This window comes from Cupriavidus sp. AU9028, assembly GCF_019795295.1.
Taxonomy (GTDB): Bacteria; Pseudomonadota; Gammaproteobacteria; order Burkholderiales; family Burkholderiaceae; genus Cupriavidus.
In genome coordinates this window covers 232,251-257,138 of the sequence record NZ_JAIMCG010000002.1, presented here as the reverse complement: position 1 = coordinate 257,138, position 24,888 = coordinate 232,251, and the positions used below count along the sequence as shown (strand labels likewise).

Sequence of the window (24,888 nt, the reverse complement as noted above, 5' to 3'; positions counted from 1 at the left end):
AGTAGCGATTCCCCTCCGGATACTGTATAAATATACAGTATGGCTTCGAACGCTTGTTCCCGGGTACCGGATTCTGCACTTCGCCGGCCCGCCGGTACCTGATGTGACTTCTCCCTTTGTCTTTTCGTTGTGTCCGGTTCCTCATCCCGCAATCCAGCGCCGCCTTCCGGGCCGGAAAGCGGCAGCTCATCCGCCCCAAGCGAGTCCTCGGGTTCGACGCCCGTCCGGGCGCAAGTGACCAAGCCGTATTCCGGGGTGGGCGGCCTCGGTGGCCTTCAGGGTTTGCTGCCCGCGCTGCCCGACTACGCGGAGTTGCATTGCATCTCCAACTTTACCTTCCTGACCGGGGCTTCCCATCCGGAGGAACTGATCGAGCGCGCCTTCGCCCTCGGATACCGTGGGCTGGCGTTGACGGACGAGGCGTCCGTGGCGGGCACCGCCCGTGCGCATCACGCATTGAAGACGCTGAAGGAGCGCACCCGCACGGCGGTCGAGCGCAGTTCCGCGCGGCTGGCGAGGCTGGCGGCAGGGGAGCCGGATCACGGCGAGGACGAGGACGCCGAGGACGACGGCGAGGACTTCGAGGAAGACGCCCTGTCGTGGCAGGCGCCGGCATCGACATTGGGAGGATGGGGCAGCCAGCTGGACCAGGCGGCCGCCGCCGGCGCGTTACAGCCGGAACATCTGCGCCGCCATGCGCGGCTGCTGGCGCGCGCGGAAGCCGCGGAAACGTTCCGCTTGCTGATTGGCAGCCGCATCACCCTGCAGCCCGGCGATAGCGATGGCGTCCCAGCCGGCCTGCGCCTGGTGCTGCTGGCGCGGGACCGTGACGGCTTCGGCAACCTGTCCGAGCTGATCACGCTGGGCCGGCGCCGGGCGGAGAAGGGCAGCTATCTGCTGTACCCCGATGACATTGCCGATCCGGCGCAGGAGATCGAACACCTGCGCGGCGTGCCGGGTTGCCTTGCGCTGCTGATTCCCGATTACTGCGCCGAACCCGCCACGCTGCTGGCCCAGGTCCAGTGGTGCCGCCAGGTGTTCGGCGAGCGGGCATGGATCGCACTGGAACTGCTGCAGGGCCACGCCGACTCGCTGCATCGCGAGCGGCTGGAGGCGGTATCGGCCGCGACCGGCGTGCCGCTGGCTGCGGCCGGCGCGGTGGAAATGCATGTGCGCTCGCGCAAGCCGCTGGCCGACGTGCTGACCGCAATTCGCCTGAGTCAGCCGTTGGCCGCCTGCGGCATGGCGCTGGCGCCCAATGCCGAGCGCCATCTGCGCATGCGCCAGCGGCTCTCGCGGCTGTATCCGCGCGATGCGCTCGCGCAGACGGTGCGCATCGCCATGGCGTGCAGTTTCTCGCTGGATGCGCTGCGCTACGAGTACCCCGAGGAACTGGTACCCAAAGGCATGACGCCGATTGCCTATCTGCGACAGGAGACGCTGGCGGGCGCGGCGCTGCGCTATCCGGAGGGCATTCCCGCTTCCGTGCGCTCGCGCCTGGAAGAGGAGTTCGTGCTGATCGAGGAGAAGCGCTACGAACCGTTCTTCCTGACGGTCTACGACATCGTGCGCTTCGCCCGCAGCCGGCAGATCCTGTGCCAGGGGCGCGGTTCGGCCGCCAACTCGGTGGTCTGCTATTGCCTCTACATCACCGAGGTCAGTCCCCAGCAGACCAACCTGCTGTTCGGTCGCTTCATCTCTCGCGAGCGCGACGAGCCGCCCGATATCGACGTCGATTTCGAGCACCAGCGGCGCGAGGAGGTGATCCAGTACCTGTACGAGAAATACGGTCGGCACCGCGCCGCGCTGGCGGCGTCGCTGATTACCTATCGCGCGCGCAGCGCGCTGCGCGATGTCGGCCGGGCGCTGGGCATCGATCCCGGCGTGGTGGAGCAGGTGGTCAAGGGCCAGGCATGGTGGGAGAGCGGGCAGGGGTTTGTCGAGCGGATCTCGCGCTACGGGCTCGATCCGGAATCCGTGACAGTGCGGCAGTGGGCGAGCCTGGTCGGGCAGCTACGCGGCTTTCCGCGCCATCTGTCGCAGCACGTGGGTGGCTTCGTGATCGCGCGCGACAAGCTGTCACGGCTGGTGCCGATCGAAAATGCGGCAATGGAAAACCGCAGCGTGATCCAGTGGGACAAGGACGACCTCGAATCGCTGGGGCTGCTGAAGGTCGATGTGCTGGCGCTCGGCATGCTGACCGCGATCCGGCGCGCACTGGCGATGATTCCGAAACCCGGCCACGCCCCCCGTCCCGATGCTGTCCCGTGCCGGATGGAGGATATTCCGCAGGACGACGCGCCCACCTACGAGATGCTGTGCAAGGCCGACACCGTCGGCGTGTTCCAGGTCGAGTCGCGTGCGCAGCAGGCGATGCTGCCGCGTCTGCAACCACGCGAGTTCTATGACCTGGTGGTCGAGGTGGCGATCGTGCGGCCCGGGCCGATCCAGGGCGGGATGGTGCATCCCTACCTGAAACGGCGCGAGACGATCCGCCGCACCAGGCGGATGCCGACCTACCACAACGAGGTGATCCGGCGCGTGCTGGGCCGCACGCTGGGGGTGCCGATCTTCCAGGAACAGGTGATGCAGCTGGCCATCGATGCGGCGGGGTTCACGCCCGGGCAGGCCGACCAGCTGCGCCGGTCGATGGCGGCGTGGCGACGCAAGGGCGACCTGAAGCGGCACCAGGACGCGCTGATCCGCGCGCTGCTGCGCAACGGCTATCCGGAGTCGTTTGCACAGGCGATCTGCAAGCAGATCGAGGGCTTTGGCGAGTATGGATTTCCCGAGAGCCACGCCGCGAGCTTTGCCAAGCTGGTGTACATCAGCGCCTGGATCAAGCGCCATTATCCCGCGGCTTTTCTGTGCGCGCTGCTCAACAGCCAGCCGATGGGCTTCTATTCACCGTCCCAACTGGTGCAGGACGCCCGCCGGCATGGCGTGCGGTCGCTGCCGCCCGACGTGATGGTGAGCGGGTGGGAGAGCGTGCTGGAAGGTCCGCCAGAGCGGCCTTCGGTGCGGCTGGGGCTGAACCGGGTCAAGGGCATGCGGGAAGCGGCCGCGTTGCGGATCGAACGGGCGCGCCTGGCGCGGCCCTTCGTCAGCGTGGAGGACCTGGTGCTGCGCGCGGGCCTGGATCGCCATGACATCGACGTGCTGGCCGCCGGCGATGCCTTGCGGGCCCTGGCGGGGCACCGCCGCCAGGCGCGCTGGCTGGCCCGGGCAGCGGCGGAGCAGGCCGCGCACCGCGACTTGCTGCACGCGGCAGCGTCGGCCGAGGATACGCTGGCGTTGCCCGCGCCGCGGCTGGGCGAGGACCTGGTGGACGACTATGCCAGCCTGGGGCTGTCGCTCAAGTCCCACCCGCTGGCGCTGCTGCGCAAGCGGCTGGCGGCGATGGGCTACCTGACGGCCAGCCAGCTGGCGCGGCGGGTCAACGGGCGCAAGGTGCTGGCCTGTGGCATCGTCACCGTGCGCCAGCGGCCGGGAACGGCCAACGGCACCATCTTCTCGTCCATCGAGGACGAAACCGGATCGATCAACGTGATCATCTGGCCCGATCTGATCGAGCGGCAGCGCAAGGAGGTGCTCAGCGCCTCGCTGCTCGGCGTGCGCGGGACCTGGCAACGCCAGGGCGACGTGCGGCACCTGATCGCGGACGAGCTGGTCGACCTGTCGCCGCTGCTGGGCAGGCTGGCCGCCGCCAGCCGCGATTTCCATTGATGCCGCGCCCGCCCCGAGTGGGCCAGAGGGAAAAGAACCTCGCATCTTTTCGGAAGATGGGCGTGCGAACTCCCGCACGATGGCGCCTCCCAAGACCTGACAGAAGGAGCCTTCATGCTGAATGCTGTTCGCACGACCTTCGGTTTCTCCGGTGTGCCCACGGGGAAGAACGACGGCTACGCGGTGCTGCCGGTGCATGACACCACCGGGGAATTCGGAGATCGGGGCGCGTTGCCTCGCATTGGCGGCAAGAGCAAGTGCCGGCGTTGTTGCGGCATGCTGCCGGCACTGTTCGCCAGGCCCAAGCCTCCGTCCAACGGCGGCGGGCAGGGCGGATCGGCGACCCTGCCGCCGCTCGACCCGGTCCACGTCTGGGCGAACGGATCGAACGACCGGCATCACACGCCCGCCATCCCTGTTCCCTTCGGCACCCGATCGACCGAGGCGGAGGCAGAAGCGGCGCAACGGCTGGCGAAGGCCTACAACAATTCGCGCCTGCTGCCGCCCTCGCCCCCGTCCAGCGAAACAGGGCAGGCCTCCGGCCCCGATGCGGACCAGGACATCGTGTATTCCAGAGGAACGCTGCGGCAACAATCCAGAAGCGGCACCCGGATCCAGAGTTCACCCGCGATGGGGCAAGTGAATCAGAGCATCGTCGCCGCGACGCCTCAGAAGGTATCGACCCACCTTTTGCAGATGGGCCGCGGCGGCGAGCTCCAACTCCACCTGTCGTCGATGTCGATGGCGCAGTGACGTCCCGCACTCAACGGCGCCGGCCCGCGAGCCGGCGGCCCTCGACAGGATAGTTCGGATCGGTATAGCCATGCGTGGACGCATGGCCCGGGGGAACCAGCGCGTCCACCATCGCCTCTTCCTCGTCGGACAACACGGCGCCGATCGCGCCGAAGTAGTCCTCGAACTGCTGCAGCGTGCGGGGACCGGCAATCACCGAGCTGACCGCCGGATTCGCCAGTACCCAGGCCGTGGCGAACTGGCCCGGTGTCAGGCCGCGGCCTTCGGCATGCGCCTTCAGTTGCTGCGCGATCAGCAGCGACTCTTCCCGGAACTCGGTCTGCATCATGCGGCGATCTCCGCGGCCGGCGCGCGTGCCGGCCTCGGGCGCCTGCCCAGGCTGATACTTGCCGGTCAGCACGCCGCGCGCCACCGGGCTATAGGGCACCACGCCCAGCCCATAGTGATGGCAGGCTGGGAGAATCTCGACCTCCGGCATCCGGTTCAGCAGGTTGTAGTAAGGCTGGCATGCCACGGGGCGGGGCACGTTCAGCTGGTCGCACAGGCGCACGATCTCGGCAATGCGCCAGCCGCGGAAATTGGACACGGCCCAATAGCGGATCTTGCCGCTTTGCACCAGCGCGCCCATCGCGCGCACCGCCTCTTCCAGGTTCTCGCCCTCGTAGTCGCGATGCAGATAGAGGATGTCGATATGGCTGGTGCCCAGCCGCTGCAGGCTGGCTTCGGCTTCGCGCAGGATCCAGGCCCGCGAGTAGTGCGAATGATTGAGGGCCTTGCCCATCGCGTTGCCGAGCTTGGTCGCCAGTATCCAGTCATGCCGCTCGCTGGCGATCAGCCGGCCCACCATTTCCTCGGACGCGCCCTGACTGTAGACGTCGGCCGTATCGATGAAGTTGACGCCGTGCTCGCGCGCGCTGGCGACAATGCTGCGGGCCTGCGCCTCATCGGTCTGGTCGGCGAACATCATCGTGCCCAGGCACAGCGCGGATACCCGCAGGTTGCTGTGGCCAAGGCGGCGGGTTTCCATGGTGAAGTCCGGCATGGTGAGTCTCCTTTGTGTGCGATGGGCAAGCTGCTGAAACGCTCTATGCTACGACGATCCTTGCTGGACCGGCATACGCCGCCGAATGCCGGCGGTTCGCGGCGCCCACGCCGGCGTCATGCAAACCGGCTACAGTAGCCTCACGGATTTCGCTGGATCACCGCTTTCCCTATCCCCACGGAGGGTTGCATGCCTGACAATCGCCTGGAATTTCGCGGCCGGGACGGCCAGTTGCTGGCCGGCCGTCTGGACCTGCCTGTCGGCCCGGCGCGCAGCTGGGCGCTGTTCGCCCACTGCTTCACCTGCGGCAAGGACGTGCTCGCGGCCAGCCGGATCTCGCAGGCGCTGACCACCCACGGCATCGGCGTGCTGCGATTCGACTTCACTGGCCTGGGCGGCAGCGGGGGCGACTTCTCCAACACCAATTTCTCCTCCAATGTCGCCGACCTGCATGCGGCCGCCGACCATATGCGCCAGCACCTGCGCGCGCCGGCACTGCTGATTGGCCATAGCCTGGGTGGCGCGGCGGTACTTGCGGCCGCCGAGGGCATCCCGGAGGCGAGGGCGGTGGCCACCATCGCCGCGCCCAGCGACCCTTCCCATGTCGTGGGGTTGTTCGGCGAGGACGCCGCCACCATCGCCGAGCGTGGCGAGGCACAGGTACGGCTGGCCGGCCGACCCTTCCGGATCCGGCGTCAATTCCTCGAGGACGTGGCCGAGCAGCGCCTGCTGGACAAGGTCACCCGGCTCGGCCGAGCCCTGCTGGTGATGCATTCCCCCCGCGATGCCATCGTCGGCATCGACAATGCCAGCCAGATCTTCACCGCCGCGCGCCATCCCAAGAGCTTCGTCTCGCTGGATCAGGCCGACCATCTGCTGAGCCGTCGCGAGGATGCGGAATATGTGGCCAGCACGATCGCGGCCTGGAGCCAGCGCTATCTGGAGATCGATACGGCAACATTGCCTGCCGCCGCGGTCGAGGAGGGCCGGGTCCGGGTCGAGGAGGCGCACGTCGGCAAGTTCCAGCAGCACGTCAGCGCCGGTCCGCACCGGCTGCTGGCGGACGAGCCGCTGTCCTTCGGCGGCCTGAACGGTGGCCCGGCGCCGTACGATTTCCTGCTGGCCGCGCTGGGCAGCTGCACCGCGATGACGATGCGGATGTATGCCGAGCGCAAGGGGCTGCCGCTGGAACATGTCAGCGTGGTGTTGCGTCACGAAAAGATCCATGCGGCCGACTGCGATACGTGCGAAACGCGCGAAGGCAAGGTGGACTGGATCGAGCGGGAGATCGACATGCGCGGGCCGCTGGACGCCCAGCAGCGCGCGGCACTGCTGTCGATCGCGGACAAATGCCCGGTCCACCGGACCCTGCATTCGGAGGTGGTGGTGCGCACCCGCGCAGTGGGTGCCGAGGCGGGGACGGCGTCGGCGGAAGGCGAGGCGCCAGGCTGAAGCCCTGCGCCCCGCCCCGGGGTGGCGCCGCGAGGGGGAGTGAATTTGCTGCGTTGCGGCGGGTCGAACCGTGCAGACGGACCGCCAGCGCCGCCGCCGGTACCCGCGCGGGCCGGTTCCATGCCTTGTCGATACCGCAGCTCCCAGGAGGACCATCGTGCAGACTGCCGCCAACATGACCATTCCCGCCACGCTGATTCCCGGCGACGGCATCGGCCCCGAAATCGTCGAAGCGACACTGCAGGTACTGGACGCCCTCGAGGCTCCGTTCGCGTGGGAACGCAGGCAGGCGGGCGTTGCCGCCATCGACGCCGAGGGCGATCCGTTGCCCGAATCGACGCTGGACAGCATCCGGACCACGGGCCTGGCCTTGAAGGGGCCGTTGACCACGCCCGTGGGCGGCGGCTTTCGTTCGGTCAATGTGCGTCTGCGCGAGGCGTTCCAGCTCTATGCCAACGTGCGGCCCGCCCGGACGCTGATTCCGGGCCGCTACGAGGACATCGACCTGGTGCTGATGCGCGAGAACGTCGGCGGCTTCTATGTTGCCCATGACTACTACATCCCGGTCGGCGACGATCCGCGCGCCGTCGCCGTTTCCACCGGCATCAATACGCGCGAGGACTGCCGCAGGATCGCGCGTTTCGCCTTCGAATACGCGGTCCGCCATGGGCGCCGCAAGGTTACGGTGGTGCACAAGGCCAATATCCTGAAGGCGCTGACCGGGATCTTCCTGGAAGCGGCGCGGGAGGTGGCCGCCGAGTACGCGGGCCGTGTGGAGATGGACGACCGCATCGTCGATGCCTGCGCGATGCAGCTGGTGCTCGACCCCTGGCAGTTCGATGTCCTGCTTTGCACCAACCTGTTCGGGGACATCCTGTCGGACCAGATCGCCGGGCTGGTCGGCGGGCTGGGGCTCGCGCCCGGTGCCAATATCGGCGACAAGGCGGCGATCTTCGAGGCGGTGCACGGGTCCGCTCCGGACATCGCAGGGCAGGGCGTGGCCAACCCGGTTTCGCTGATGCTGTCGGCAGGACTGATGCTGGACCATGTCGGGCGCCAGGATCTGGGGGACCGGCTGCGCCGGGCCATTGCCGCGACGCTGAACGAGGATCAGGTGCGCACGCGCGATCTGAAGGGCAGCGCGACCACGCACGAATTCACCGCCGCCGTGGTCCGGCGCCTGGCTTGATTCCCCACTGAAGCAGGGTAGCCGGCCCCCGCCCGCAGCTGCGGGCCGCTTTTGCGGGCCGCTCGTTTCCCCGACGGAAGGGGGATGCGTGCCACCCATGGTGACGTTATCATCCGACCATCGCAGCGCACTTCCCGGCCGGCTGAACTGCCGCACTTTCAGAGGAATCCCGTGCAGCTTGGTCAGCAGAGCATTGTGGTCGTCATGGTGGTCGTGTTTGCCAGCAGCCTGCTGATTTCCGCGGGGCTGTTGCTGGGGCTGCGCGCAAGCGCCGCGGGGCGTCTCTGGGCTGCGGGACATCTGCTGCTCTCGGCCGGTGGGCTGGGCTTCGCCGCCAATGCCGCCGCGGCGGGCAAGCCGGCGTTCGCCGCGCTGGCCGCCGGTCTCTACGCGCTGGGCAAACTGATCATCTACCGGGGCGTGCGGGTGCATCAGGGTTTGCCGGTGCGCGCACGGATGCGCGGCCCGGTCTCCGCCGTGTTCGCCTTCGCCGCGATCGCCGCGCTGACCTCGCCGGAAGCCCTGGTGCGCGCGCAGCAGGGCTTCTGCGCGCTGTTCGCCGTGCTTTCGGCCATGACCCTGCTGCTGCTCGCCCGCGGGCGGCTCGGTCGCAGCGAAATCGGCCTGCCGCTGGCCATGCTCGCCTGTGCGGTTCAACTGGCCGTGCAGCTCTATGGCATCGCCATCTCGAGCGACCCGGCCGCGTCGGTCGCGCCGTTCTACGCCGCCGGGGTCGATCGCTCGCTGGTGCTCGCCTCGCTGGTGGCGGTGCTGCTCGGACTGTTCGGCTATACCGTGATGGCGCTGGAGCAGGTCATTGCCAACAAGGAGCACGGCGCCCGCATCGACGGTCTGACCGGCCTGCTGAACCGGGCGGCACTCGATGAGAGCGCCGCCACCCTGATCTCGTCTGCGCTGCGGCACCGCCAGGCGCTGACCTGCCTGGTCATCGATGTCGACCACTTCAAGCAGGTCAACGACCTCAGCGGCCATCGTGCCGGCGACGCGGTGCTGCAGGCCATCGCGGAAGCCCTGGACAACTCGCGGCGCGCCTCGGATGTGGCAGGGCGTTATGGCGGCGAAGAGTTCTGCGTCCTCTGTCCGCATACCGACGAACAACAGGCTACCGCCCTTGCCCGCCGCATTCTGCGCAAGGTCCGTGCGATTCCGCTGCCCGGCGCCGCGGGCGCCTTTGCCAGTGTCAGCATCGGGATTGCCCAGCTGCGGCAGGAGAGTGGCGCCGACACCCACAGCCTGTGGATGCAGCTGTTCGGCCATGCCGACTGCGCACTGTACGAGGCCAAGCGGCAGGGCAGGGACCGTTACCTGGTGGCGTCCACGCTGATGCCCGAATCCGGGTCCGAGGCGGAGCCGGCCGCGATGCCGGTGGCCATGGTTGCCGACCAGCCGGGGACCTGAGCGCCTGCGCACGAGCAGGAATGCGGCCGAACCGTCTGCACCACGTCACGGCGAAGGGGGAAACGGCCGGCTCGGGCTCCCGGCGCAAGCCGGACGGACGGCCCGTCGGCCGCCCGCGTCCTTACCAGCGCATCTGCAGGTTGCGTTGGCCGGCGCTCAGCGTGGCGCGCTTGGTATTGCCCATGTAGTCGGCCTTCACCTGATAGGTGCCCTTCGGCCCCTTGATCAGGCAACGCGGGCCATTGGTGCGGAAGGTAGCCACTTCCTTGCCGCCGCGCGACAGCGTGACGTCGACATCGGACAGGTATTCACCCCGTGCGCCCTGCGTGAAGAGCACGCCCATATCGTAATTGCGCGATTCTGCCCGCAGCGCCTGCTGCTCGTCCTCGCCGACGCCGCCGCAAACATAGGTGAACGGTCCCGCGGTCTGCGGCTGCAGGTCGGCGGCGAGCGCCTGGCTGGTGCCGATGGCCATGGCAGCGGCCGCGACGATGGCGGCAACGGTGCCGCCCTTGGCCATGCGCGAAGCAAACGGATACGAAGTACTGTTTTTCTTCATCGAACCTCTCCTTTGCTGTGACAGGGATAGGGGTTGGACGGCAGTGTTTCGCTTTTGTTCTGGGTCGCGCTTTCCGACGCATGGGCCGCCGCCAGGGCTATTGCAAATTTCGAAAACGATTGCAGAAAAGGCAAGCCCTGATTGGGTCGGCGGCCGACTCCCTCGTACGCCCCGGCTGGAAGCTGCGCGCCTTCTGGCACGCGGCTCGCTTGGGCCCCTTCCTGACAGCGAACCGGGTTTGCGGTTACGCTGCACGCACTTGACGGAACAGGCCAGGGAGGCAAGCAGCATGATGGAAACGAGCGGCGACGTGCGCAGGCAGCAGGTCATGCTCTGGGTCGTCGCAGTCGGGTTTTTCATGCAGACCCTGGACAGCACGATCGTCAATACCGCCTTGCCCGCCATGGCCCGCAGCCTCGGCGAGAGTCCGCTGCGCATGCAGTCGGTGATCATCGCCTACTCGCTGACGATGGCCGTGATCATCCCGGCCTCGGGCTGGCTGGCGGACCGCTTCGGCACCCGCCGGATCTTCCAGCTCGCGATCGTGCTGTTCGTGCTCGGCTCGCTGCTGTGTGCCTATGCGCCGACCCTGGATTTCCTCGTGGCATCGCGGGTAGTGCAAGGTCTGGGGGGCGCGATGCTGCTGCCGGTGGGCCGGCTGTCCGTGCTGCGCACCTTCCCCCGCCAGGCCTTCCTCAAGGCGATGAGTTTCGTGGCGATCCCCGGCATGCTGGGCCCGCTGATCGGTCCGACGCTGGGAGGCTGGCTGACGGAGGCGTTGTCCTGGCACTGGATCTTCCTGATCAATGTCCCGGTCGGCGTGGCCGGCGTGCTTGCCACCTTGCGCTTCATGCCGGACCACCGGATGCACGACGTCGGCCGTTTCGACGTATCCGGCTACCTCTGGCTGGTGATCGCGATGCTGACCCTGTCGTTCGCGCTCGACGGGCTGGCGGGACTTGGCTTCGAGCATGCCACCGTGCTGATGCTGCTGATCGCCAGCATGGCCGCGCTGACCGCCTACGTCCTGCACGCGGTACGACATCCGCGTCCGCTGTTCTCGCTGCGCATGTTCCGCATCCACACGTTCAGCGTCGGCCTGCTGGGCAATCTGTTCGCGCGCATCGGCAGCGGCGCCATGCCGTTCATGATCGTTCTGACGCTGCAGGTCGGACTCGGCTACTCGCCGATGCAGGCCGGCATGATGATGCTGCCCGTGACGGCGGCGGGCATGCTTTCGAAGCGCATCGCCACCGGCGTGATCGAGCGCTACGGCTACCGGCGGGTGCTGGTGGCCAATACCGTGATGGTCGGGCTGATGATGGCATCGTTCGCGCTGGTCTCCCCCGGGTTGCCCATCGCCGTGCTGCTGTGTCAACTGGCGGTCTTCGGGGCGCTCAATTCCGTGCAGTTCACCGCGATGAACACCGTCACGCTGAAGGATCTGGGCGGCACCAGCGCGAGCGGCGGCAACAGTCTGCTGTCGATGGTGCAGATGCTGTCGATGAGTCTGGCCGTGACCTCGGCGGGGGCCCTGCTGGCAACCTTCCATCGCGCCGTGGAGGCGCGCGGGGGCGGCAGCTCCTTGCAGGCGTTCCACGCCACCTTCATCTGCGTGGGCCTGATCACCTGCGCATCGGCGTGGATCTTCATGCAGCTGCGGCAGGACAAGGCGCGGCCGGCTCGCCAGGTGGAACGCGAAACGCGGGAAACGGCGGAGGCAGCCGAAGTGTAGTGCCGGGGCGCGCCCCCGCGCTCTGGCTCAGGCCGCGGGCACGATACTCAATGCCGGCTGCCGATTGCCGCTCTGGTCGGTCTGCCGCAGCAGGCCGGTGTCATAACCCAGGTCGGTCACCCGTTGCAGCAACTCCGCGCGTAGCGCGGCGCCCGGCTCCGGCATCCGGGTCAGGATCCAGAGATAGCGCCCGGACGGCTCCCCGACGATCGACCAGGTGTAGTCGTCGGCGCGATCCAGGATCCAGTAGTCGCCGACGTATAGCGGCCCGAAGAACGACACCTTGAGCTTGGCGTTGCGGCTGTCCGGTACGATCTTCGCCTTGCCGCGGCTGGCCCTGCCGCGCCCCGCGCCCTGGCTGCCGCAGGTGTTGATCACCTCGACCAGGCCGTCGTGGCGCAGGTGATATTCCGCCGTGACGTTGTCGCAGCCGCGCTCGAAGCGGTTTTCGTAGCGCGCCATTTCATACCAGCGGCCCAGATACTGGTCGATCTCCACGTCCCGGTTCGGCTCCGGGACATGCGGATTGCCCACCGGCTGGCTCATGCGCTGATTGAGCAGCCAGGCCGCGCCTGCGCCGGCCACGGCCGCGAGGGCAGTCATCTGTAATCTGTTCATGCCACCTCCGTATCTACATGCGGGGGACTTGCGTCGTCCCCGCCGCGTTGCAGTCGGGCGTTGGGATGCTAAAGGCGTGCCAAGGAGGAAGCCGCCGGCGCATGGTCGTGGCGCAGCGCCGGCTCCGTGGCGCGGTGCTGATGTGGCGAACTGGGCGGCAGGGCATGGCGCCACTCCCGAGGAATGTCCGGCTCGACCTCGCACTCCCCGCGCACGATTTCCTCGATCGCCGTGCAGACACCGATGGTGCCGCAGGGACCGACACAGACCAGGCTGCGCGGATGCTCGGCATGCCGCGGAACGGCATAGACGTGCATCCCTTCCCGGTACAAGGGGTGGGCGGGCAAGCGTGCGTTGAGCAACTCGACGAAACGGGCAGGGCTGACGACAGGCTTTTCCATGTCGTTTTCCTTCAAGGACGCAAATACGGGCGCTACGGGGAATGGCTTGTCTGCCTGCCGAGGCGGGGATCAGTGCTGGGCGAACACCCTCGTGCCTTGCAGCAGCCGGTTGCCCTCGGCCCAGCCGGCGGCGAGCGCCTGGGCATGGGTCGGCCAGCAGCATTGGGTTTCGATGATGCAGTCGCAATCGCCGCTGCCGCAGTGCTCCTCCAGCACCAGCTGCCAGCTGTACTCGCCGGATCGGACCTGCACCACATGCAGCGCCAGGGTGCGATGGCGGTCGCTCAGTCTCAGGGGGGCCGGAATCTGCCCGGGCGAATCGGCCTCGGATCCCGGCGCGATCTGGCCGGTTCCGGTCGGGCCGGAAGACGATGGCACGGTGGCCAATGGTCGTTGCAACATGACGTTCTCCCGGCAGCTTCGCGGGTTGCAGCTACGCTTTCATCCTAGCAGGCGGATCATGCCGTGGCGCCGCCATTCGGGCAGCTTTCGTCCAGCTTTCGCTCGGAGGGCATTTCCAGTATCTTCTGACGCTTGCGCTCCCGCGCAGCCTTGCCAATCGCATGACGCATGCCAGCCTCGAACCGAATTTCCTCCCGCGCCGCCTCTGACCAGCCCAGGCTGCGTGCATCAGCCGAAGCGGCATCGGTTGCCACGCTCCTGTCGCACTACCAGACCGCGGTGCTGCCGCCCTGGACCGGCGCCGGCTGGAATGCCGCGCTCGCTTTGCCTTACGAGGCACTGGACGGCGCCACCGGGCAGCCGCTGCCGCCACAGCGATACCGCGCCATGGCATGTGCGCGGCAGCTCTACGTGTTCTCGCTGAATGAAGACTTCAGGGAACATGCCGATCGGTTATTCGCCTCGCTGTGCCGGTATTTCGCCGATCCCGAGGGCGGCTGGTTCTACAGCATCGATCCGGCGGGGCAGCCGCTGGATACCGGCAAGGACCTCTACACGCACGCGTTCGTGGTGTTCGCCTGTGCCGCCTACTGGCGCGCCAGCGGCAACGGGCTCGCGCGCCAGGCGCTGGACGATACCGTGCAGACGATCGAAACGCGCTTCGCCTTGCCCGAGGGGCAGTATCACGCCGCCCTCCAGCGGGATTTCACGGCCAGGTCGCTGCCGCTGCAGCAGAACCCGGTGATGCATCTGACGGAGGCGTACCTGGCGGCGCGGGATGCCACCGGCAGCGCCTGGTTCGCCGATCGTCTCGCTGAGATCGGCGCGGGCGTGCTGCGCACCTTCGTCGATCCGGACACCGGCTGCATCTGGGAGTTGCCGCGCGGCGCCGCCGACAATCGCATCGAGCCGGGCCATCAGTTCGAGTGGTATGCGCTGATGGCGATGGCCCCCGACATCTTCGGCGAATCGCCGCTGTCGGCGCACGTCGCGCGCGGCTGCGCGTTTGCCCAGCGGCATGGCGTCGTCGCGGCGACCCAGGGCGTGGTCGCGGCGATCGATGGACAGGGAAGGGTGCTGGACCGCACCGAGCGCATCTGGGCGCAGACCGAGTACGGGCGAGCGCTGGCGCTGCGCAACGACAATGCCGGAGGGGTGGCGCTGCGGCAGTGGTTGCGGCGTTTTCCGGTGCGGTTCCTGCACGAGCGCGGCTGGAACGAGTGCATTGCCGAGGATGGCAGCGTGCTGCGCGCCGATATGCCGTCGACCACGCCATATCACCTCGCCACGGCCTGGCAGGCACTGCGCTCACGCAGCGCATCCTGACAAAAGGGGCGGCCGGCGCCGCCTCAGTCGCTCAGGCCATTCTCGCGCAGCCGCCGCTCGCACTCGTCCAGCATGTCATGGGCGAAGGCGGACTGGTAGTTCGGATCCAGCGCCTCCATCATTTCATGCGCGGCGTAGAGTCCGGCCTCGCGCGAGAGCGTGTCGGCCAGCTGGCGCGCCAGCTCGTCGCTCAGCGAAGACAGCAGGCGCCGCTCGTTCAGCCCGAGCTGCAGCCGGGAGCGCGACAACCATTGCGCGGCAAGGGTCGCGCCCTGGGCGTCGGTGAGCCAGCTGCCGTGTTCGTACCAGGAGGACAGCCGTTCGGCCACCAGCGCAAACAGCAGCGCCTTGCGCGTATTGAAATCGAGAATCGGGGCGGGCGGTTTCATGGCAGGCAGGGTACAGGGCCTCGGACAACGAAGCCCGGGCAGGGGCCGCAGCGGGATTACGCCGCGGTGGCGGCGAGCCGCTCGCGCAGCCAGACACCGACGTCCTCGATCTCTTCGAGGCAAACCGAATGGGGCATCGGATAGGCCTGCCAGGTCAGCGGAACGCCGCGCGCGAGCAGCAGATCGCGCGCATGCTCACCCAGCCGGGGCGACACCACATCGTCCTGCGTGCCGTGCGCCGCGAATACTGGCGTCGCCGCATTGGCGGGGTCGAATTCGGCCTCGAGCAGCTCCGGCGAGGGGATATAGGTCGATAGCGCCACGATGCCTGCCAGCGGTTCCGGATGCGTCAGTCCGGCCATATACGCCATCGCACCGCCCTGCGAAAAACCCGCCAGCAGGATGCGCGAGGTCGGGATGCCGCGCTCGTTCTCGCGCGCGATCAGCGCGCGAATCGTCTCGCGCGACGCCTGGATGCCCGACACGTCGGCGTGGCGACCGGCATCGCTCAGCGAGAGGATGTCGTACCAGGCCCGCATGATGTAGCCGGCGTTGCAGGTCACCGGAATCAGCGGTGCGTGCGGAAAGAGGAAGCGGACCGCGGCCGAGGCGGGCAGCCCCAGTTCCGGAACCACCGGGACGAAATCGTTGCCATCGGCCCCCAGGCCGTGCATCCAGATGACGCTGTGCGTGGGGGAGGGCGCGGTTTCGATCTCGATGGCTGGGGTATCTGGCATGGTCGGGTGTCAGCGGGCTGCGGCGCAGCGTTCGCGCGCAGTATCGCACAGCAGCCCCCGTCGCCCGCCTCCTGGCCCGCCCGCGCGCCAGCGGACCCTCCGGCATGACCGCCGTGGGGCCCCATCGGCGTGGTGCGATCAGGCAGCCGAAGGAACGATGGGAACGGTGGTCAGGCCCGGCGAAAGCCGGGACGGCGGGTGGGCCGGGGCGTTCAGGGGTTGCGCAGCTGGCTGCGGCACGCCCTTGACTTCCGCAACGGAATCGCTGTGTTCGGCCGCATCGTCGGCATTGAGCTGGGCAGTGGCGGCGGCATGGCGCTGATCGACGACGCGCTCGACGCCGTAGGAGGAGACGTCTTCGAGAAAGCCCACCATTTCCCGGTAGTAATCGACCTGCATCTGCGCTTCCAGCAGCCGGCGCTCTGCCTGGAACAGCGCCATTCTCATGTCGTGCAGTTCCTTGGACGCGATCTTCTCCGGACTTGGCGCGATGAACAGTGATGCAAGCGAACGCATGGCGGTACCTCCCGTACTCTCGTCTATCGTCAAACGCTGCCCAGGACTGCAACTCAATATAGGCAAGAACCTGGCAGCTCACTCACGCCATGCCCGGCCGTCGCGCGTCGCCCACAGCAGAGGGCGATGGCCGATTGTTGGCGTAACAGGGAAGGAGTAGATTGTCGGCCGCCACGATGGCGCAGCGTTCCGTTCCGCTCCCCTTTCCCATCCGTTACAGGGCGGCTCTTTCCCGGGCTCGCGCCCCCGGCCGCCTCCGTCGTTTCTTCGCCCGCCACTCGCTGGCCGCGGGCAGTAACCCTTGATCTGTTGCAGCGGCGCCGCTGAACCTGAGCGCCGCGATTTGGCACTCCGCCGGATGCGTTTGCGAAACCGATGATGCGGCGGCGATTGGTGGTTGGCCGTGCGGTGCACCACGTTCCTCCGCGTACAGCGTATGGTGGCAGTCATAACTGTGGACGTATGCCAGCAGCTGTCTGACACGCCATCTCCCTGCTCATCATGACGGTGCGGTGATAGGAGATGGCCGCATCGACAGCACAGTCATCGCTTGACAATCTATCTATCAGTAGATAATATTGAGTCATCGGGCGCCCCTGCGCCGGCACGCCACCGAAACCGGGGCGTTTTCTAGTTCAGGTGAGACTATCTATGGGTAGATAGTACTTGCGAGGAGTCCCCAGATGCGTCTGCTTGACAGTGTCCTTGTCCTTTCCGCTTGGGTATTGCTTTGCCTCGGCACCGGCGCAGCGGTCACTCTTGTCGCCCAGGCATTGCCTGCCTGAAGTTCGCTCGCGTCGTACGGGTCGTACACCTCGTTGGCGACGGGCGAAAGGGGAGACCGAGGGACTCCCCTGACTTGCCACCCTATCGGTTGATAGATAAAGTGGTGTCATGAAATCGCAGCCCGTTCGCGAGCAGTTGCTCGATCACACCTTCACCCTGATCCGCCGCCGCGGGTTCAACGGGTTCAGCTACCGCGACCTGGCGGAGCTGGTGGGCGTCAAGACGTCCAGCATCCACTATTACTTTCCCTGCAAGGAAGACCTCGCGCTGGAAGCGACCCGGCAGTACAGCGCGCGTATCGCCGAGCAACTGCGTCTGATCGATGACAAGCTGAGCGCTGCCGAGCGGGCCGAGCGCTACCTGTCGGGCTGGAGTTTCGATTCCGACCAGATCTGTATGTGCGGCATGCTGGCCACCGAAGCGGAATCGTTGCCGGAGTCCGTGCATGCCGCGCTGAAGGACTTCTTCGCGCTGAACGAGCGCTGGATCGCGCAGGTGCTGGAGCAGGCGAAAGCGGAGGGCGCGTCCGCGCAGAGCATCGATTCGGATCGTCTGGCGATGGTCATCTTCGGCGCGCTGCAGAATGGCCTGGTATCCGCACGCCTGTTCAAGAGCCCGCAGCGCTGGCAGGCAGCGGCAGAGTTGCTGCGGGCCGCAGTCGCACCTCGGCCGAACTGACCGTCACGGAATCGGCATCGGAAGTCCGTGCGTTTACACGGAAGCCCCCATCCCGGGCGCCGGATATCGTCAGGGTTTTTTTGCAGGCGTGCTCGCGTTGCAGGCGCGCGGGGAGATCCCGACCACCTTCACTGACGCGACAGGTTCGGCCGCGGGACCGTCACAAGGCTGGTTGCGGCGCCAGCTGAAGCGGCTGTTTCCGTCTGCGCGCGCTGCAGCAGCCAGTCCGCCACCTGCTCCGCGACCCAGCGGGGATCATCGTGGGGCAGGTCATGCCCAGCCTGAGGGTGCATCCGCAGCGGATAGTTCCATGCCGAGCTGATGCGCGCCGAGCAGCGCGGCTGCACCAGGCGGTCGCCCGCGGAAGCGAGCAGCAGTGTCGGGCAAGAGGGCGCGGCGGTGCCGGCATGGAAGCGGGCGGCGGCATACAGCTGCCGTAGCGCATCGGACCGCCGAACGGGCGCGTTCCTTCGGATCTGCACCCAGTCGAGCAGATCGCGCTGCAGGGCCGAGTCATTGGCGCAGGTCAGACGGTGTATCGCCAGTTCGCAACGTTCGGCATCGTCCCACGCCAGCAGCAGTCGCAGCAGCAAGGGCCACGCCGCCGGACGCAGCCGCTGATGCGGCCACCCGAACGGCCGCATGCTCGTATTGATCAGCACCAGCCGGTGCACCTCTGCCGGATATCGCTGCGCCCAGGCTGTCGCCACCATGCCGCCAAGCGACATCGCCAGCAGGTTCAGCGGCGCCACCAATCCGGCCGCTCGAGCATCGCGCCGCAGCGCCTCCACCATCGCTTCGACGGTGACCGGCGACCGATGCGCGCGCGACTGGCCGCTGCCCGGCAAGTCCAGGCACGCCACCGGCGAAGCAGCGCTCGCCACGCCGGCCTCCTGCAACGCTTCGGGCAGCGAGCCCCAATGCCGTGCCTCGCGAGTCAGGCCACGCAGCAGCAGCCACGTCATCGCCATTGCCGCCATTGTCGCCGTGTCGGCGCTTGCCAATGCTCGCTCGCCTCGCGCAGGATGGCTTCCCGCGCGGGACCCGCGGGCAGCCATCCTTGCGGGGCATAGGCGGCGCGGGCAAGGAAATCGAACAGGCTGACATGCCGCCGCAGCACGCGCGCCGTGCGATGCGCCTTGATGGGATTGAAGATGCCGTGCCGGGAGAACAGCTGCCTCGGGTTCTTCTTGATCCAGAGCCACGAGCCCAGTTCCAGCGTCATCGGCAGAAAGACGTGACCGGCCGGCGTGCGATCGTAGGCGTAGTCCCAAAGATCGCCATGCGCGAGATACTGGTGGCTCTGGGGTTCGAAGGCGTAGCCGTGATGGGGGTGCGCCTGCTCGAACAGCGTCTTGATCACGTACATCTCGGGCAGGTTGGCCATGGCGGTGCAGGTCCGCGCGTAGGGGAACCAGATGCTGTCACGCCAGCCATAGCCCGAGTGACAATCCACGGCGAAGCTCAGCTTGCGGGTTTGCAGCCGTTCCTGCACCACCTGCAGCAGCGCCAGGCTCTCGCGTTCCATCGGGCCGCCCGCCGGGCCCCGATACCAGGGAAGCCAGGACCCTACGCGCTGCCCGCCCGCCAGGAATGGCACCGGACCGTCCGCATCCTGTGGCGCATTGCGCATCAGATCCACCCCGTTCGCATTGGCGCGTCGACCGGCCCACATCCCGGCGGGGTTCACGATCGGCATGAACAGCAGCCGTACCGACTGCAATTGCAGATGCAGCAGCGCGTCCCACTCCAGCCGCTTGAGCAGCGAACGCATGTAGTCCAGCAGCAGCTGCGTGCCGATCCGCTCCAGCCCGTGGATTCCTGCAAACAAGCCGATGGCCGGTGCCGCGGGGTCCTGGCTGCCGAGGCTGACGAGATGCACCGGAAAGCGGTTGCCCCTGCATTCCGTCTCGCAGACCACCTCGGCCTCGAAATAGGGGCGGCCGACTTCCAGTAGTGCGCGCAGCAGATCCAATTCCGCAAAGCTGTCCGGAGCAGGCGTGGGAGGAACCATCGGTTGGCGGATGAGGGGCGACCTGTCAGTGTAGAAGGCCCGGATGACAGTTTTGTTTCTGCCTGGTGCCGACTGTCAATGCCGCGCCTGCCGTCCATGCCGGCGGCCATTCTCCCTGGCGAGTTCCTCCGCCAGCGCCTCCCGCACCGACCCGATCAACGCTGGCTCCCCTCGGCGCGGCGGCAGCAACAGGAATTCCACCTGCGGCAAGCGCGGCAGGCCAAGCTTCTCCAGTGCAGCAGCGGGAAGTGCCGCGAACCCGGGGCCGATCGAGGACGCGTTCAGGCAGGACAGGCCGAGCCCGGCAGCGAGCGCGAGTTGGAGGCCGGCCACACCCGAGGCGGAGTGCGACACCTGATACGGCACGCGCGACCGTTTCAGTGCCCGGATGACGAACTGATGCAGGGAGCAGGTGTCGGGCAACAGCACGAGGGGCAGGGGGCGCTGCAGCAGGTGGCTTTCGTCAGGAGCGGCAACCCACAGTAGCGGCTCGCGGTGCAGGGGGATGGCGCCGCCGCGGCGGACCGTCTCTCCCCCCGCTGGCGAGGATTCCGCTTTCAATACCCGCATGGTCAACCCGATATCGAAGGCATCCTCCGCCTGTGCGGCATCGATGGCAGCGCTCTTCATCACCGTGACATGCAACCGCAGGCCGGGATGCCGGTCGCGCAGGCGCCGCAGCAGCGCGGCGATCTCGGCGGGCCGGAAGTAGTCGGTGATCGCCAGCCGCAATTCGCCCTGCAACAGTTCGCCGCGCATGTCGCGCAGCGCCAGGGCGTCGAGATCGACGATGCGCCTGGCATGGCTCAGCAGCCGTTCGCCGGCGGCGGTTGGCGACACGCCGCGCCGGCCCCGGATCAGCAGGGCAGTCCCGGCGCGTTCCTCCAGCTTGCGCAATTGCTCGCTGACGGAGGACTGCGACAGGAAGAGACGCGGCGCCGCGGCCGAGAGGCTGCCGCTGTCGGCCACTGTCACGAAGGTCCGCAGCTGGTCCATGTCGAAGCCCCGCACCGAGTTCTCCTTGTCCTGTTCGTCACAGCCATCGGCACAGGCGATGACCGGTATCGGATCTTCCCGCTTTTCCGATACCACACGGAACACTAGCATGGCTTCTGCCGGCTTGCCATCGGCGCATGCCGGCTCCCCTCGACTCCCAACCATCCGGAGGAAACGCCATGCCCCATCTTCGCCTGCAGATTTCCGGTACGCCCGACGAGGCGTTGACCAGCCGCGCCGCCGCAACCGTGGCCGAGTTGACCCGTACCGTGCTGGGCAAGCGCCGCGAGGTGATCGCCGTGACGGTCGAGACGATCCCTGCGCATGCCTGGTTCATCGGCGGCGAGCCGCTGTCCGCCTCCGGTCGCCGGGCTTTCCATCTCGATATCACGGTAACGGACGAAACCAACACGAAGGCGGAAAAGGCGGCATATCTTGCGCAGGTTCACGAGGCGCTGTCCGGCCTTCTGGGCGATGTGCACGAATGCAGCTACATCCACGTCATCGACGCCAGGGCCGCGGCTTACGGCTATGGCGGGCGCACGCAGGAGTACCGCCATCAGCATCCGGGATAGGGCCGGCGGAATTGTCCGGCGGCGCGGTGGCGCGCGGGGATGGCGCCGGGGGATGACTAGAACGTGGCGCGTAGCACGTGCGTGCGTCCCGGCCGGCCTTCCCGCGGCAGTTCGATCACCACGCCGCCGGCGCTGTCGGCCCATTGGCCGGTCAGCGCGGTGATATTGACCTGATGGGTAACCATCAGATAGGGGCCGCCCTGCGGGTCCAGTGCATCGATGAAGCGCGTCAGGGCCTGCGTCTGTTCGGCGCGCGCGCCACTGTTGCCGAAGAAGGAGTTCAGCAGAGGCAGCACCGTGACGGGACCTGCCTGCAGCAGTTCGGCGGTGTGTCGGCAGCGGCACCAGGCGCTGGTCCAGACCCTGGTCGGCCGGAAGCCGGCGGCGCGCCAGCTGGCGCCCAGCCGGCGCGCCTGCTCGCGCCCGCGCGCATCGAGGTTGCGCTGGGTCGGGCAATCTCCCAGCCGGAAGCCGTCGGGGTCGCCGACGCCCGGCGCGTTGGCATGCCGCAGCAGGACGACGATATGCGGTTGGGCCAGCGCTACCGGAGGCGACGCGCCATTGCCGTCGCTCAACCCGCCGTCCATGCCGGCCTCCACGCCGAACCCCGTGGCGGGGACAAGCAGGGCAGCCAGTGCGACGAGGCCGCCAATGGCGGCACGTCGGGTACGGTCGCGCAGTCCGGCGCCTGCACCATTCAGGGTTGGCTTCATGTCTTCCCCCTTGACTGCGTGCCGTGGGCCGTCGGTGCGCCGTGCAGTGTTGCAGTCGGTCCGGCCTACCGGCTCAATCCCCGTGCCGCTACCGGCCACAGCACTTCCACCGCGCCGCCGCGCACGCCAATCAGTTCATCGTAGAGGTTCAGCGTAGGATCGCAATGGCCCGGCACCAGCCACACGGGAGTGCCCAAAGCGGGCAGGGCGCCACCGTCGCCGCTGGCCCGGATCAGGCCATGTTCGTCGTTGGCGGCGATGTACTGCAGCGAGGCGTCGACTTCGCCGGCCGGCCGGTTCCATACCCAGGGCAGGCCCGAATCCACCGCCATGGACTTGAGGCCCGCATCGACCACCACCTGGCCGCTTGCCGCCGTGCTCATCACGGTGGACGCAATGAACAGGCTGTGCTCGAAGCGGGGGCAGACCTGGACGCCGTCGCCGCTGTCCTCTGCCACTTCATTGCGGCCGTAATCGACGTCCATGAAGACATAGGAGCCGGGCTGGATCTCGGTGAATACGCCGCTGGTCAGGTCGAACGCAAAACTGCCGCTGCCGCCGCCGGTAATGATGTCGCAGCGTGCCCCCGCTGCTTCGAGCCGTGCCGCGGCTTCGCCGGCCCGCTCCGCGGAGCGGGCCGCCGCGTCGCGCCGCTCGAGCTGGCTGCGCAAATGCTGGATGCCGCCGTGGTACGCCTGCAGTCCGGCGAACCGCATCGAGGGGTGGCGCTGGATGCTCTCGACCAGCCTGAGCGCCTCGTCGGCATCGCCGACCCCGCAGCGCCCCTGGCCGATGTCCAGTTCGACCAGCACGGACAGCGTGCTGCCATGGTTTTCCAGCGCGGCGGCCAGCACGTCGATCTGGCTGGCGTCGTCGACACAGACAGAGAGCTTGCCCTGCACCGCCATCCTCGCCAGCAGGGACGCCTTGGCGGGACCGGCGATTTCATTGCTGATATGAATGTCTCGCACGCCGGCTCTCAGGAACGGCAGTGCCTCGCTGACCTTCTGACAGCAGATGCCGACCGCGCCGCGCGCGATCTGGGCCAGGGCGATGGCGGGCGTCTTGTGGGCCTTGGCGTGCGGCCGCAGGTTCACCCCAGCCCGGTCGGCCGCCTGTTGCATCCGGTCCAGGTTCCGCTCGAAGGCGTCCAGATCGAGGACGAGCGACGGTGTGTCGATCGTTGTCTCGGGCTGGCCGGGGGTCGCCGCCGGGGCAAGCGCGGGAAGGGCGGCAGGCGTGAGCGGCATCGTTGGATTCTCCTGTGTTTCTTGGGGTGCCGGTACAGTCATACGGGTGCAGCGATCATCGGTCCAGGCAGTGCGATTGTCAAACCGTGAAAGCGGCAATGGCTCGCATGCGGCAAGGCTGGGGACGTCCATGGTATGCCGCGCTTGTCCTACAGCGCCTGCCGCTGCTGTCCGACGGCACCGGAAACCCATCCGGCTATGCTGTGGATGTCGCCATCGCCCCGCAGAGGGCCGAATCTGGCGACTTTCCCTAGTCGACCGAGCCAAACATGAATGCCCCGCAACCTCGCCCTGCCACGCCGGCGAACAGCACTGCTGCTTCCGCCGAAGCACGCGGTAGCGCGCTTGGTGCCGGCACGGGGCTGAGGCGCGGCGCGGGCGACGAGACGGCGGTAGATGGCCCCGATCTGGACAGGCTGGCCCGGCGCGCCGATCCATCCTTGCCCGTGTCGGTGCACCGCGCGAGCCTGGCGCTGGTGGTGCTCGCGACGCTGGCATCGCTGTACGCGCTGCATGTCGCGCGGGACTTCATGATCCCGGTCGTGCTGGCCGTCATCCTGACCTACCTGCTAGATCCACTGGTCAGCCTGTTGCAGCGGCAACACCTGCCGCGCCCGATCGGCGCGGCGCTGGTGCTGTTGCTGCTGATGGCCGCGCTGCTCGGCGGCGCCTATCTGCTGCAGGGCCAGATCGAGTCCATTGTCGACCGGCTGCCCGAGATCGCGCGGCGGCTGTCCCAGGGCTTTTCGGAACTGCTCAGCGGCGACGACTCGATGTGGCAGAAGATCCAGCGGGCCGCCACCGTGCTGACCGGTTCGCCGCATCTGACGCAGCACTCGCCGGTGGTGATCCAGAAGTCGGGCGAGGCGCTGAACGAGATCGTGCTGGCCGGCTCGGTCGGTGCCTTCACCATGGCGGGGCAGGCGGCGGTCGTGCTGTTCCTGACGTTCTTCCTGCTGGTGTCGGGCGACATGTTCAAGCGCAAGTTCGTCAAGATGACCGGCAGCACGCTCAGCCGCAAGAAGGTCAACGTGCATATGCTCGGGGAGATCAACCGGGCCATCCAGCGCTACATGCTGATGCTGCTGATTACCAATACGGCACTTGGCATCTGTACCTGGCTGCTGCTGCAGCTGCTGGGCGTGAACCACGCCGCCACCTGGGCCATTGCGGCGGCGGCGCTGCATCTGGTGCCGTATTTCGGTTCTGGCCTGACGGCCGTGTGCCTGGGGGTGGCGGCCTTCATGCAGTTCGGCACGGTGGGTGTGGCGGCCACGGCGGCTGGCGGCTCCCTGCTGATCGCGACGCTGATCGGCTCGATCGTGCAGACCTGGATGACCGGACGGATGGCAAAGATGAATCCGGTGGCGGTCTTCGTCGCACTGCTCCTGTTCACATGGCTGTGGGGGCCGTGGGGCATGCTGCTGGCCATCCCGCTGACCGTGATCGCCAAGGTGGTGGCCGACCATATCGAGGAACTCGAGTTCTTCGCCGAGTTCCTCGGCGAGTAGCGGCCAGAGCAGGAACGCCGCCGTCAGTCCTTTCCGCCGCAGTCCTACATTGCACTCCCTCACTTGTTGCCTATGCTGATGCGACAGATAGTGCGCAAGGT

Annotated in this window: 23 protein-coding genes; 10 read left to right on the top strand and 13 right to left on the bottom strand. The window is 67.5% G+C overall.

The genetic code is table 11. From position 1 onward, the window contains the following. The first annotated feature begins 255 nt into the window (after window positions 1-255). A complete protein-coding gene (locus tag K6V06_RS03455) occupies window positions 256-3,726 on the top strand; it encodes an error-prone DNA polymerase (protein WP_370637383.1) in 3,471 nt (1,156 codons plus the stop codon). A 114-nt stretch (window positions 3,727-3,840) separates the two neighbouring features. Continuing rightward, complete coding sequence (locus K6V06_RS03450; RefSeq protein WP_222240175.1) at window positions 3,841-4,479, top strand: hypothetical protein; 639 nt, start codon at window positions 3,841-3,843, stop codon at window positions 4,477-4,479. Between the two features lie 10 nt (window positions 4,480-4,489). On the opposite strand, the gene K6V06_RS03445 is transcribed toward K6V06_RS03450, so the two are convergent. Next, window positions 4,490-5,521, bottom strand: coding sequence for an aldo/keto reductase (locus K6V06_RS03445; protein WP_222240174.1), 1,032 nt, complete (start codon window positions 5,519-5,521; stop codon window positions 4,490-4,492). 189 nt (window positions 5,522-5,710) lie between these two features. Here K6V06_RS03445 and K6V06_RS03440 point away from each other — a divergent pair, with 189 nt between their 5' ends. The 3 genes from K6V06_RS03440 to K6V06_RS03430 all read left to right on the top strand — a co-directional run bounded on the left by K6V06_RS03440 (window position 5,711) and on the right by K6V06_RS03430 (window position 9,581). Continuing rightward, a complete protein-coding gene (locus K6V06_RS03440; RefSeq protein ID WP_222240173.1) occupies window positions 5,711-6,973 on the top strand; it encodes a bifunctional alpha/beta hydrolase/OsmC family protein in 1,263 nt (420 codons plus the stop codon). Window positions 6,974-7,148: 175 nt separating this feature from the next. Further along, window positions 7,149-8,162 carry an isocitrate/isopropylmalate dehydrogenase family protein gene (locus tag K6V06_RS03435; RefSeq protein ID WP_222240313.1) on the top strand — a complete coding sequence of 338 codons (1,014 nt, stop codon included), beginning with the start codon at window positions 7,149-7,151 and terminating at the stop codon, window positions 8,160-8,162. 171 nt (window positions 8,163-8,333) lie between these two features. Next, on the top strand, window positions 8,334-9,581 hold the full coding sequence (locus K6V06_RS03430; protein WP_370637373.1) for a diguanylate cyclase: 1,248 nt from the start codon (window positions 8,334-8,336) through the stop codon (window positions 9,579-9,581). Window positions 9,582-9,702: 121 nt separating this feature from the next. On the opposite strand, the gene K6V06_RS03425 is transcribed toward K6V06_RS03430, so the two are convergent. Then, window positions 9,703-10,101, bottom strand: coding sequence for a hypothetical protein (locus K6V06_RS03425; protein ID WP_222240311.1), 399 nt, complete (start codon window positions 10,099-10,101; stop codon window positions 9,703-9,705). 328 nt (window positions 10,102-10,429) lie between these two features. Between K6V06_RS03425 and mdtD the strand changes: the two genes are divergently transcribed. Then, the gene (mdtD, locus tag K6V06_RS03420; RefSeq protein WP_222240172.1) at window positions 10,430-11,875 is read left to right on the top strand and encodes a multidrug transporter subunit MdtD; all 1,446 of its coding nucleotides are present in this window, start codon (window positions 10,430-10,432) and stop codon (window positions 11,873-11,875) included. A 27-nt stretch (window positions 11,876-11,902) separates the two neighbouring features. Here mdtD and K6V06_RS03415 read toward each other — a convergent pair whose 3' ends face one another. The 3 genes from K6V06_RS03415 to K6V06_RS03405 all read right to left on the bottom strand — a co-directional run bounded on the left by K6V06_RS03415 (window position 11,903) and on the right by K6V06_RS03405 (window position 13,296). Continuing rightward, a complete protein-coding gene (locus K6V06_RS03415; protein ID WP_222240171.1) occupies window positions 11,903-12,493 on the bottom strand; it encodes a lipocalin family protein in 591 nt (196 codons plus the stop codon). A 68-nt stretch (window positions 12,494-12,561) separates the two neighbouring features. Next, entirely contained in the window at window positions 12,562-12,894 is a 333-nt protein-coding gene (locus tag K6V06_RS03410; protein ID WP_222240170.1) for a hypothetical protein, read from the bottom strand. A gap of 69 nt (window positions 12,895-12,963) precedes the next feature. After that, window positions 12,964-13,296 (bottom strand): hypothetical protein, encoded by a 333-nt coding sequence (locus K6V06_RS03405; RefSeq protein WP_255581558.1) that lies wholly within the window; start codon window positions 13,294-13,296, stop codon window positions 12,964-12,966. Between the two features lie 168 nt (window positions 13,297-13,464). Between K6V06_RS03405 and K6V06_RS03400 the strand changes: the two genes are divergently transcribed. Further along, on the top strand, window positions 13,465-14,622 hold the full coding sequence (locus K6V06_RS03400; RefSeq protein ID WP_222240169.1) for an AGE family epimerase/isomerase: 1,158 nt from the start codon (window positions 13,465-13,467) through the stop codon (window positions 14,620-14,622). A 23-nt stretch (window positions 14,623-14,645) separates the two neighbouring features. Here K6V06_RS03400 and K6V06_RS03395 read toward each other — a convergent pair whose 3' ends face one another. The 3 genes from K6V06_RS03395 to K6V06_RS03385 form a co-directional block, all read right to left on the bottom strand. Next, the gene (locus K6V06_RS03395) at window positions 14,646-15,011 is read right to left on the bottom strand and encodes a hypothetical protein (RefSeq protein WP_222240168.1); all 366 of its coding nucleotides are present in this window, start codon (window positions 15,009-15,011) and stop codon (window positions 14,646-14,648) included. A gap of 56 nt (window positions 15,012-15,067) precedes the next feature. Continuing rightward, window positions 15,068-15,748 carry an alpha/beta hydrolase gene (locus K6V06_RS03390; protein ID WP_222240167.1) on the bottom strand — a complete coding sequence of 227 codons (681 nt, stop codon included), beginning with the start codon at window positions 15,746-15,748 and terminating at the stop codon, window positions 15,068-15,070. A 138-nt stretch (window positions 15,749-15,886) separates the two neighbouring features. Further along, entirely contained in the window at window positions 15,887-16,264 is a 378-nt protein-coding gene (locus K6V06_RS03385) for a hypothetical protein (protein ID WP_222240166.1), read from the bottom strand. Between the two features lie 894 nt (window positions 16,265-17,158). Here K6V06_RS03385 and K6V06_RS03380 point away from each other — a divergent pair. Next, entirely contained in the window at window positions 17,159-17,728 is a 570-nt protein-coding gene (locus K6V06_RS03380; RefSeq protein WP_222240165.1) for a TetR/AcrR family transcriptional regulator, read from the top strand. 128 nt (window positions 17,729-17,856) lie between these two features. Here K6V06_RS03380 and K6V06_RS03375 read toward each other — a convergent pair whose 3' ends face one another. The 3 genes from K6V06_RS03375 to K6V06_RS03365 all read right to left on the bottom strand — a co-directional run bounded on the left by K6V06_RS03375 (window position 17,857) and on the right by K6V06_RS03365 (window position 20,753). Beyond that, on the bottom strand, window positions 17,857-18,693 hold the full coding sequence (locus tag K6V06_RS03375; RefSeq protein ID WP_222240164.1) for an alpha/beta fold hydrolase: 837 nt from the start codon (window positions 18,691-18,693) through the stop codon (window positions 17,857-17,859). Beyond that, window positions 18,690-19,742 carry a M14 family zinc carboxypeptidase gene (locus K6V06_RS03370; protein WP_222240163.1) on the bottom strand — a complete coding sequence of 351 codons (1,053 nt, stop codon included), beginning with the start codon at window positions 19,740-19,742 and terminating at the stop codon, window positions 18,690-18,692. The genes K6V06_RS03375 and K6V06_RS03370 overlap by 4 nt, the downstream gene beginning before the upstream one ends. A gap of 75 nt (window positions 19,743-19,817) precedes the next feature. Next, window positions 19,818-20,753, bottom strand: coding sequence for a LysR family transcriptional regulator (locus tag K6V06_RS03365; protein ID WP_222240309.1), 936 nt, complete (start codon window positions 20,751-20,753; stop codon window positions 19,818-19,820). Window positions 20,754-20,917: 164 nt separating this feature from the next. On the opposite strand from K6V06_RS03365, the gene K6V06_RS03360 reads away from it, so the two are divergent. Next, the gene (locus K6V06_RS03360) at window positions 20,918-21,313 is read left to right on the top strand and encodes a 4-oxalocrotonate tautomerase (RefSeq protein ID WP_222240162.1); all 396 of its coding nucleotides are present in this window, start codon (window positions 20,918-20,920) and stop codon (window positions 21,311-21,313) included. A 56-nt stretch (window positions 21,314-21,369) separates the two neighbouring features. Here the strand turns inward: K6V06_RS03360 and K6V06_RS03355 are convergent, their stop codons facing one another. Together K6V06_RS03355 and K6V06_RS03350 are read right to left on the bottom strand one after the other, a co-directional pair. Then, window positions 21,370-22,026: a histidine phosphatase family protein gene (locus K6V06_RS03355; RefSeq protein WP_255581557.1), complete on the bottom strand. Its 657-nt coding sequence runs from the start codon at window positions 22,024-22,026 to the stop codon at window positions 21,370-21,372. A gap of 65 nt (window positions 22,027-22,091) precedes the next feature. Continuing rightward, window positions 22,092-23,276 carry a DSD1 family PLP-dependent enzyme gene (locus K6V06_RS03350; RefSeq protein WP_222240161.1) on the bottom strand — a complete coding sequence of 395 codons (1,185 nt, stop codon included), beginning with the start codon at window positions 23,274-23,276 and terminating at the stop codon, window positions 22,092-22,094. A gap of 269 nt (window positions 23,277-23,545) precedes the next feature. Here K6V06_RS03350 and K6V06_RS03345 point away from each other — a divergent pair, with 269 nt between their 5' ends. Continuing rightward, window positions 23,546-24,787: an AI-2E family transporter gene (locus K6V06_RS03345; protein ID WP_222240160.1), complete on the top strand. Its 1,242-nt coding sequence runs from the start codon at window positions 23,546-23,548 to the stop codon at window positions 24,785-24,787. The last annotated feature ends 101 nt before the right edge of the window (window positions 24,788-24,888 follow it).

Bases quoted from the DNA above. Each gene is read 5' to 3' on its own strand.
- K6V06_RS03450 (WP_222240175.1), top strand. From the start codon at position 3,841: ATGCTGAATGCTGTTCGCACGACCTTCGGTTTCTCCGGTGTGCCCACG.
- K6V06_RS03445 (WP_222240174.1), bottom strand. From the start codon at position 5,521: ATGCCGGACTTCACCATGGAAACCCGCCGCCTTGGCCACAGCAACCTG.
- K6V06_RS03440 (WP_222240173.1), top strand. From the start codon at position 5,711: ATGCCTGACAATCGCCTGGAATTTCGCGGCCGGGACGGCCAGTTGCTG.
- K6V06_RS03435 (WP_222240313.1), top strand. From the start codon at position 7,149: ATGACCATTCCCGCCACGCTGATTCCCGGCGACGGCATCGGCCCCGAA.
- K6V06_RS03425 (WP_222240311.1), bottom strand. From the start codon at position 10,101: ATGGCCAAGGGCGGCACCGTTGCCGCCATCGTCGCGGCCGCTGCCATG.
- mdtD (WP_222240172.1), top strand. From the start codon at position 10,430: ATGATGGAAACGAGCGGCGACGTGCGCAGGCAGCAGGTCATGCTCTGG.
- K6V06_RS03415 (WP_222240171.1), bottom strand. From the start codon at position 12,493: ATGAACAGATTACAGATGACTGCCCTCGCGGCCGTGGCCGGCGCAGGC.
- K6V06_RS03410 (WP_222240170.1), bottom strand. From the start codon at position 12,894: ATGGAAAAGCCTGTCGTCAGCCCTGCCCGTTTCGTCGAGTTGCTCAAC.
- K6V06_RS03405 (WP_255581558.1), bottom strand. From the start codon at position 13,296: ATGTTGCAACGACCATTGGCCACCGTGCCATCGTCTTCCGGCCCGACC.
- K6V06_RS03400 (WP_222240169.1), top strand. From the start codon at position 13,465: ATGCCAGCCTCGAACCGAATTTCCTCCCGCGCCGCCTCTGACCAGCCC.
- K6V06_RS03395 (WP_222240168.1), bottom strand. From the start codon at position 15,011: ATGAAACCGCCCGCCCCGATTCTCGATTTCAATACGCGCAAGGCGCTG.
- K6V06_RS03390 (WP_222240167.1), bottom strand. From the start codon at position 15,748: ATGCCAGATACCCCAGCCATCGAGATCGAAACCGCGCCCTCCCCCACG.
- K6V06_RS03385 (WP_222240166.1), bottom strand. From the start codon at position 16,264: ATGCGTTCGCTTGCATCACTGTTCATCGCGCCAAGTCCGGAGAAGATC.
- K6V06_RS03380 (WP_222240165.1), top strand. From the start codon at position 17,159: ATGAAATCGCAGCCCGTTCGCGAGCAGTTGCTCGATCACACCTTCACC.
- K6V06_RS03375 (WP_222240164.1), bottom strand. From the start codon at position 18,693: ATGACGTGGCTGCTGCTGCGTGGCCTGACTCGCGAGGCACGGCATTGG.
- K6V06_RS03370 (WP_222240163.1), bottom strand. From the start codon at position 19,742: ATGGTTCCTCCCACGCCTGCTCCGGACAGCTTTGCGGAATTGGATCTG.
- K6V06_RS03360 (WP_222240162.1), top strand. From the start codon at position 20,918: ATGCCCCATCTTCGCCTGCAGATTTCCGGTACGCCCGACGAGGCGTTG.
- K6V06_RS03355 (WP_255581557.1), bottom strand. From the start codon at position 22,026: ATGAAGCCAACCCTGAATGGTGCAGGCGCCGGACTGCGCGACCGTACC.
- K6V06_RS03350 (WP_222240161.1), bottom strand. From the start codon at position 23,276: ATGCCGCTCACGCCTGCCGCCCTTCCCGCGCTTGCCCCGGCGGCGACC.
- K6V06_RS03345 (WP_222240160.1), top strand. From the start codon at position 23,546: ATGAATGCCCCGCAACCTCGCCCTGCCACGCCGGCGAACAGCACTGCT.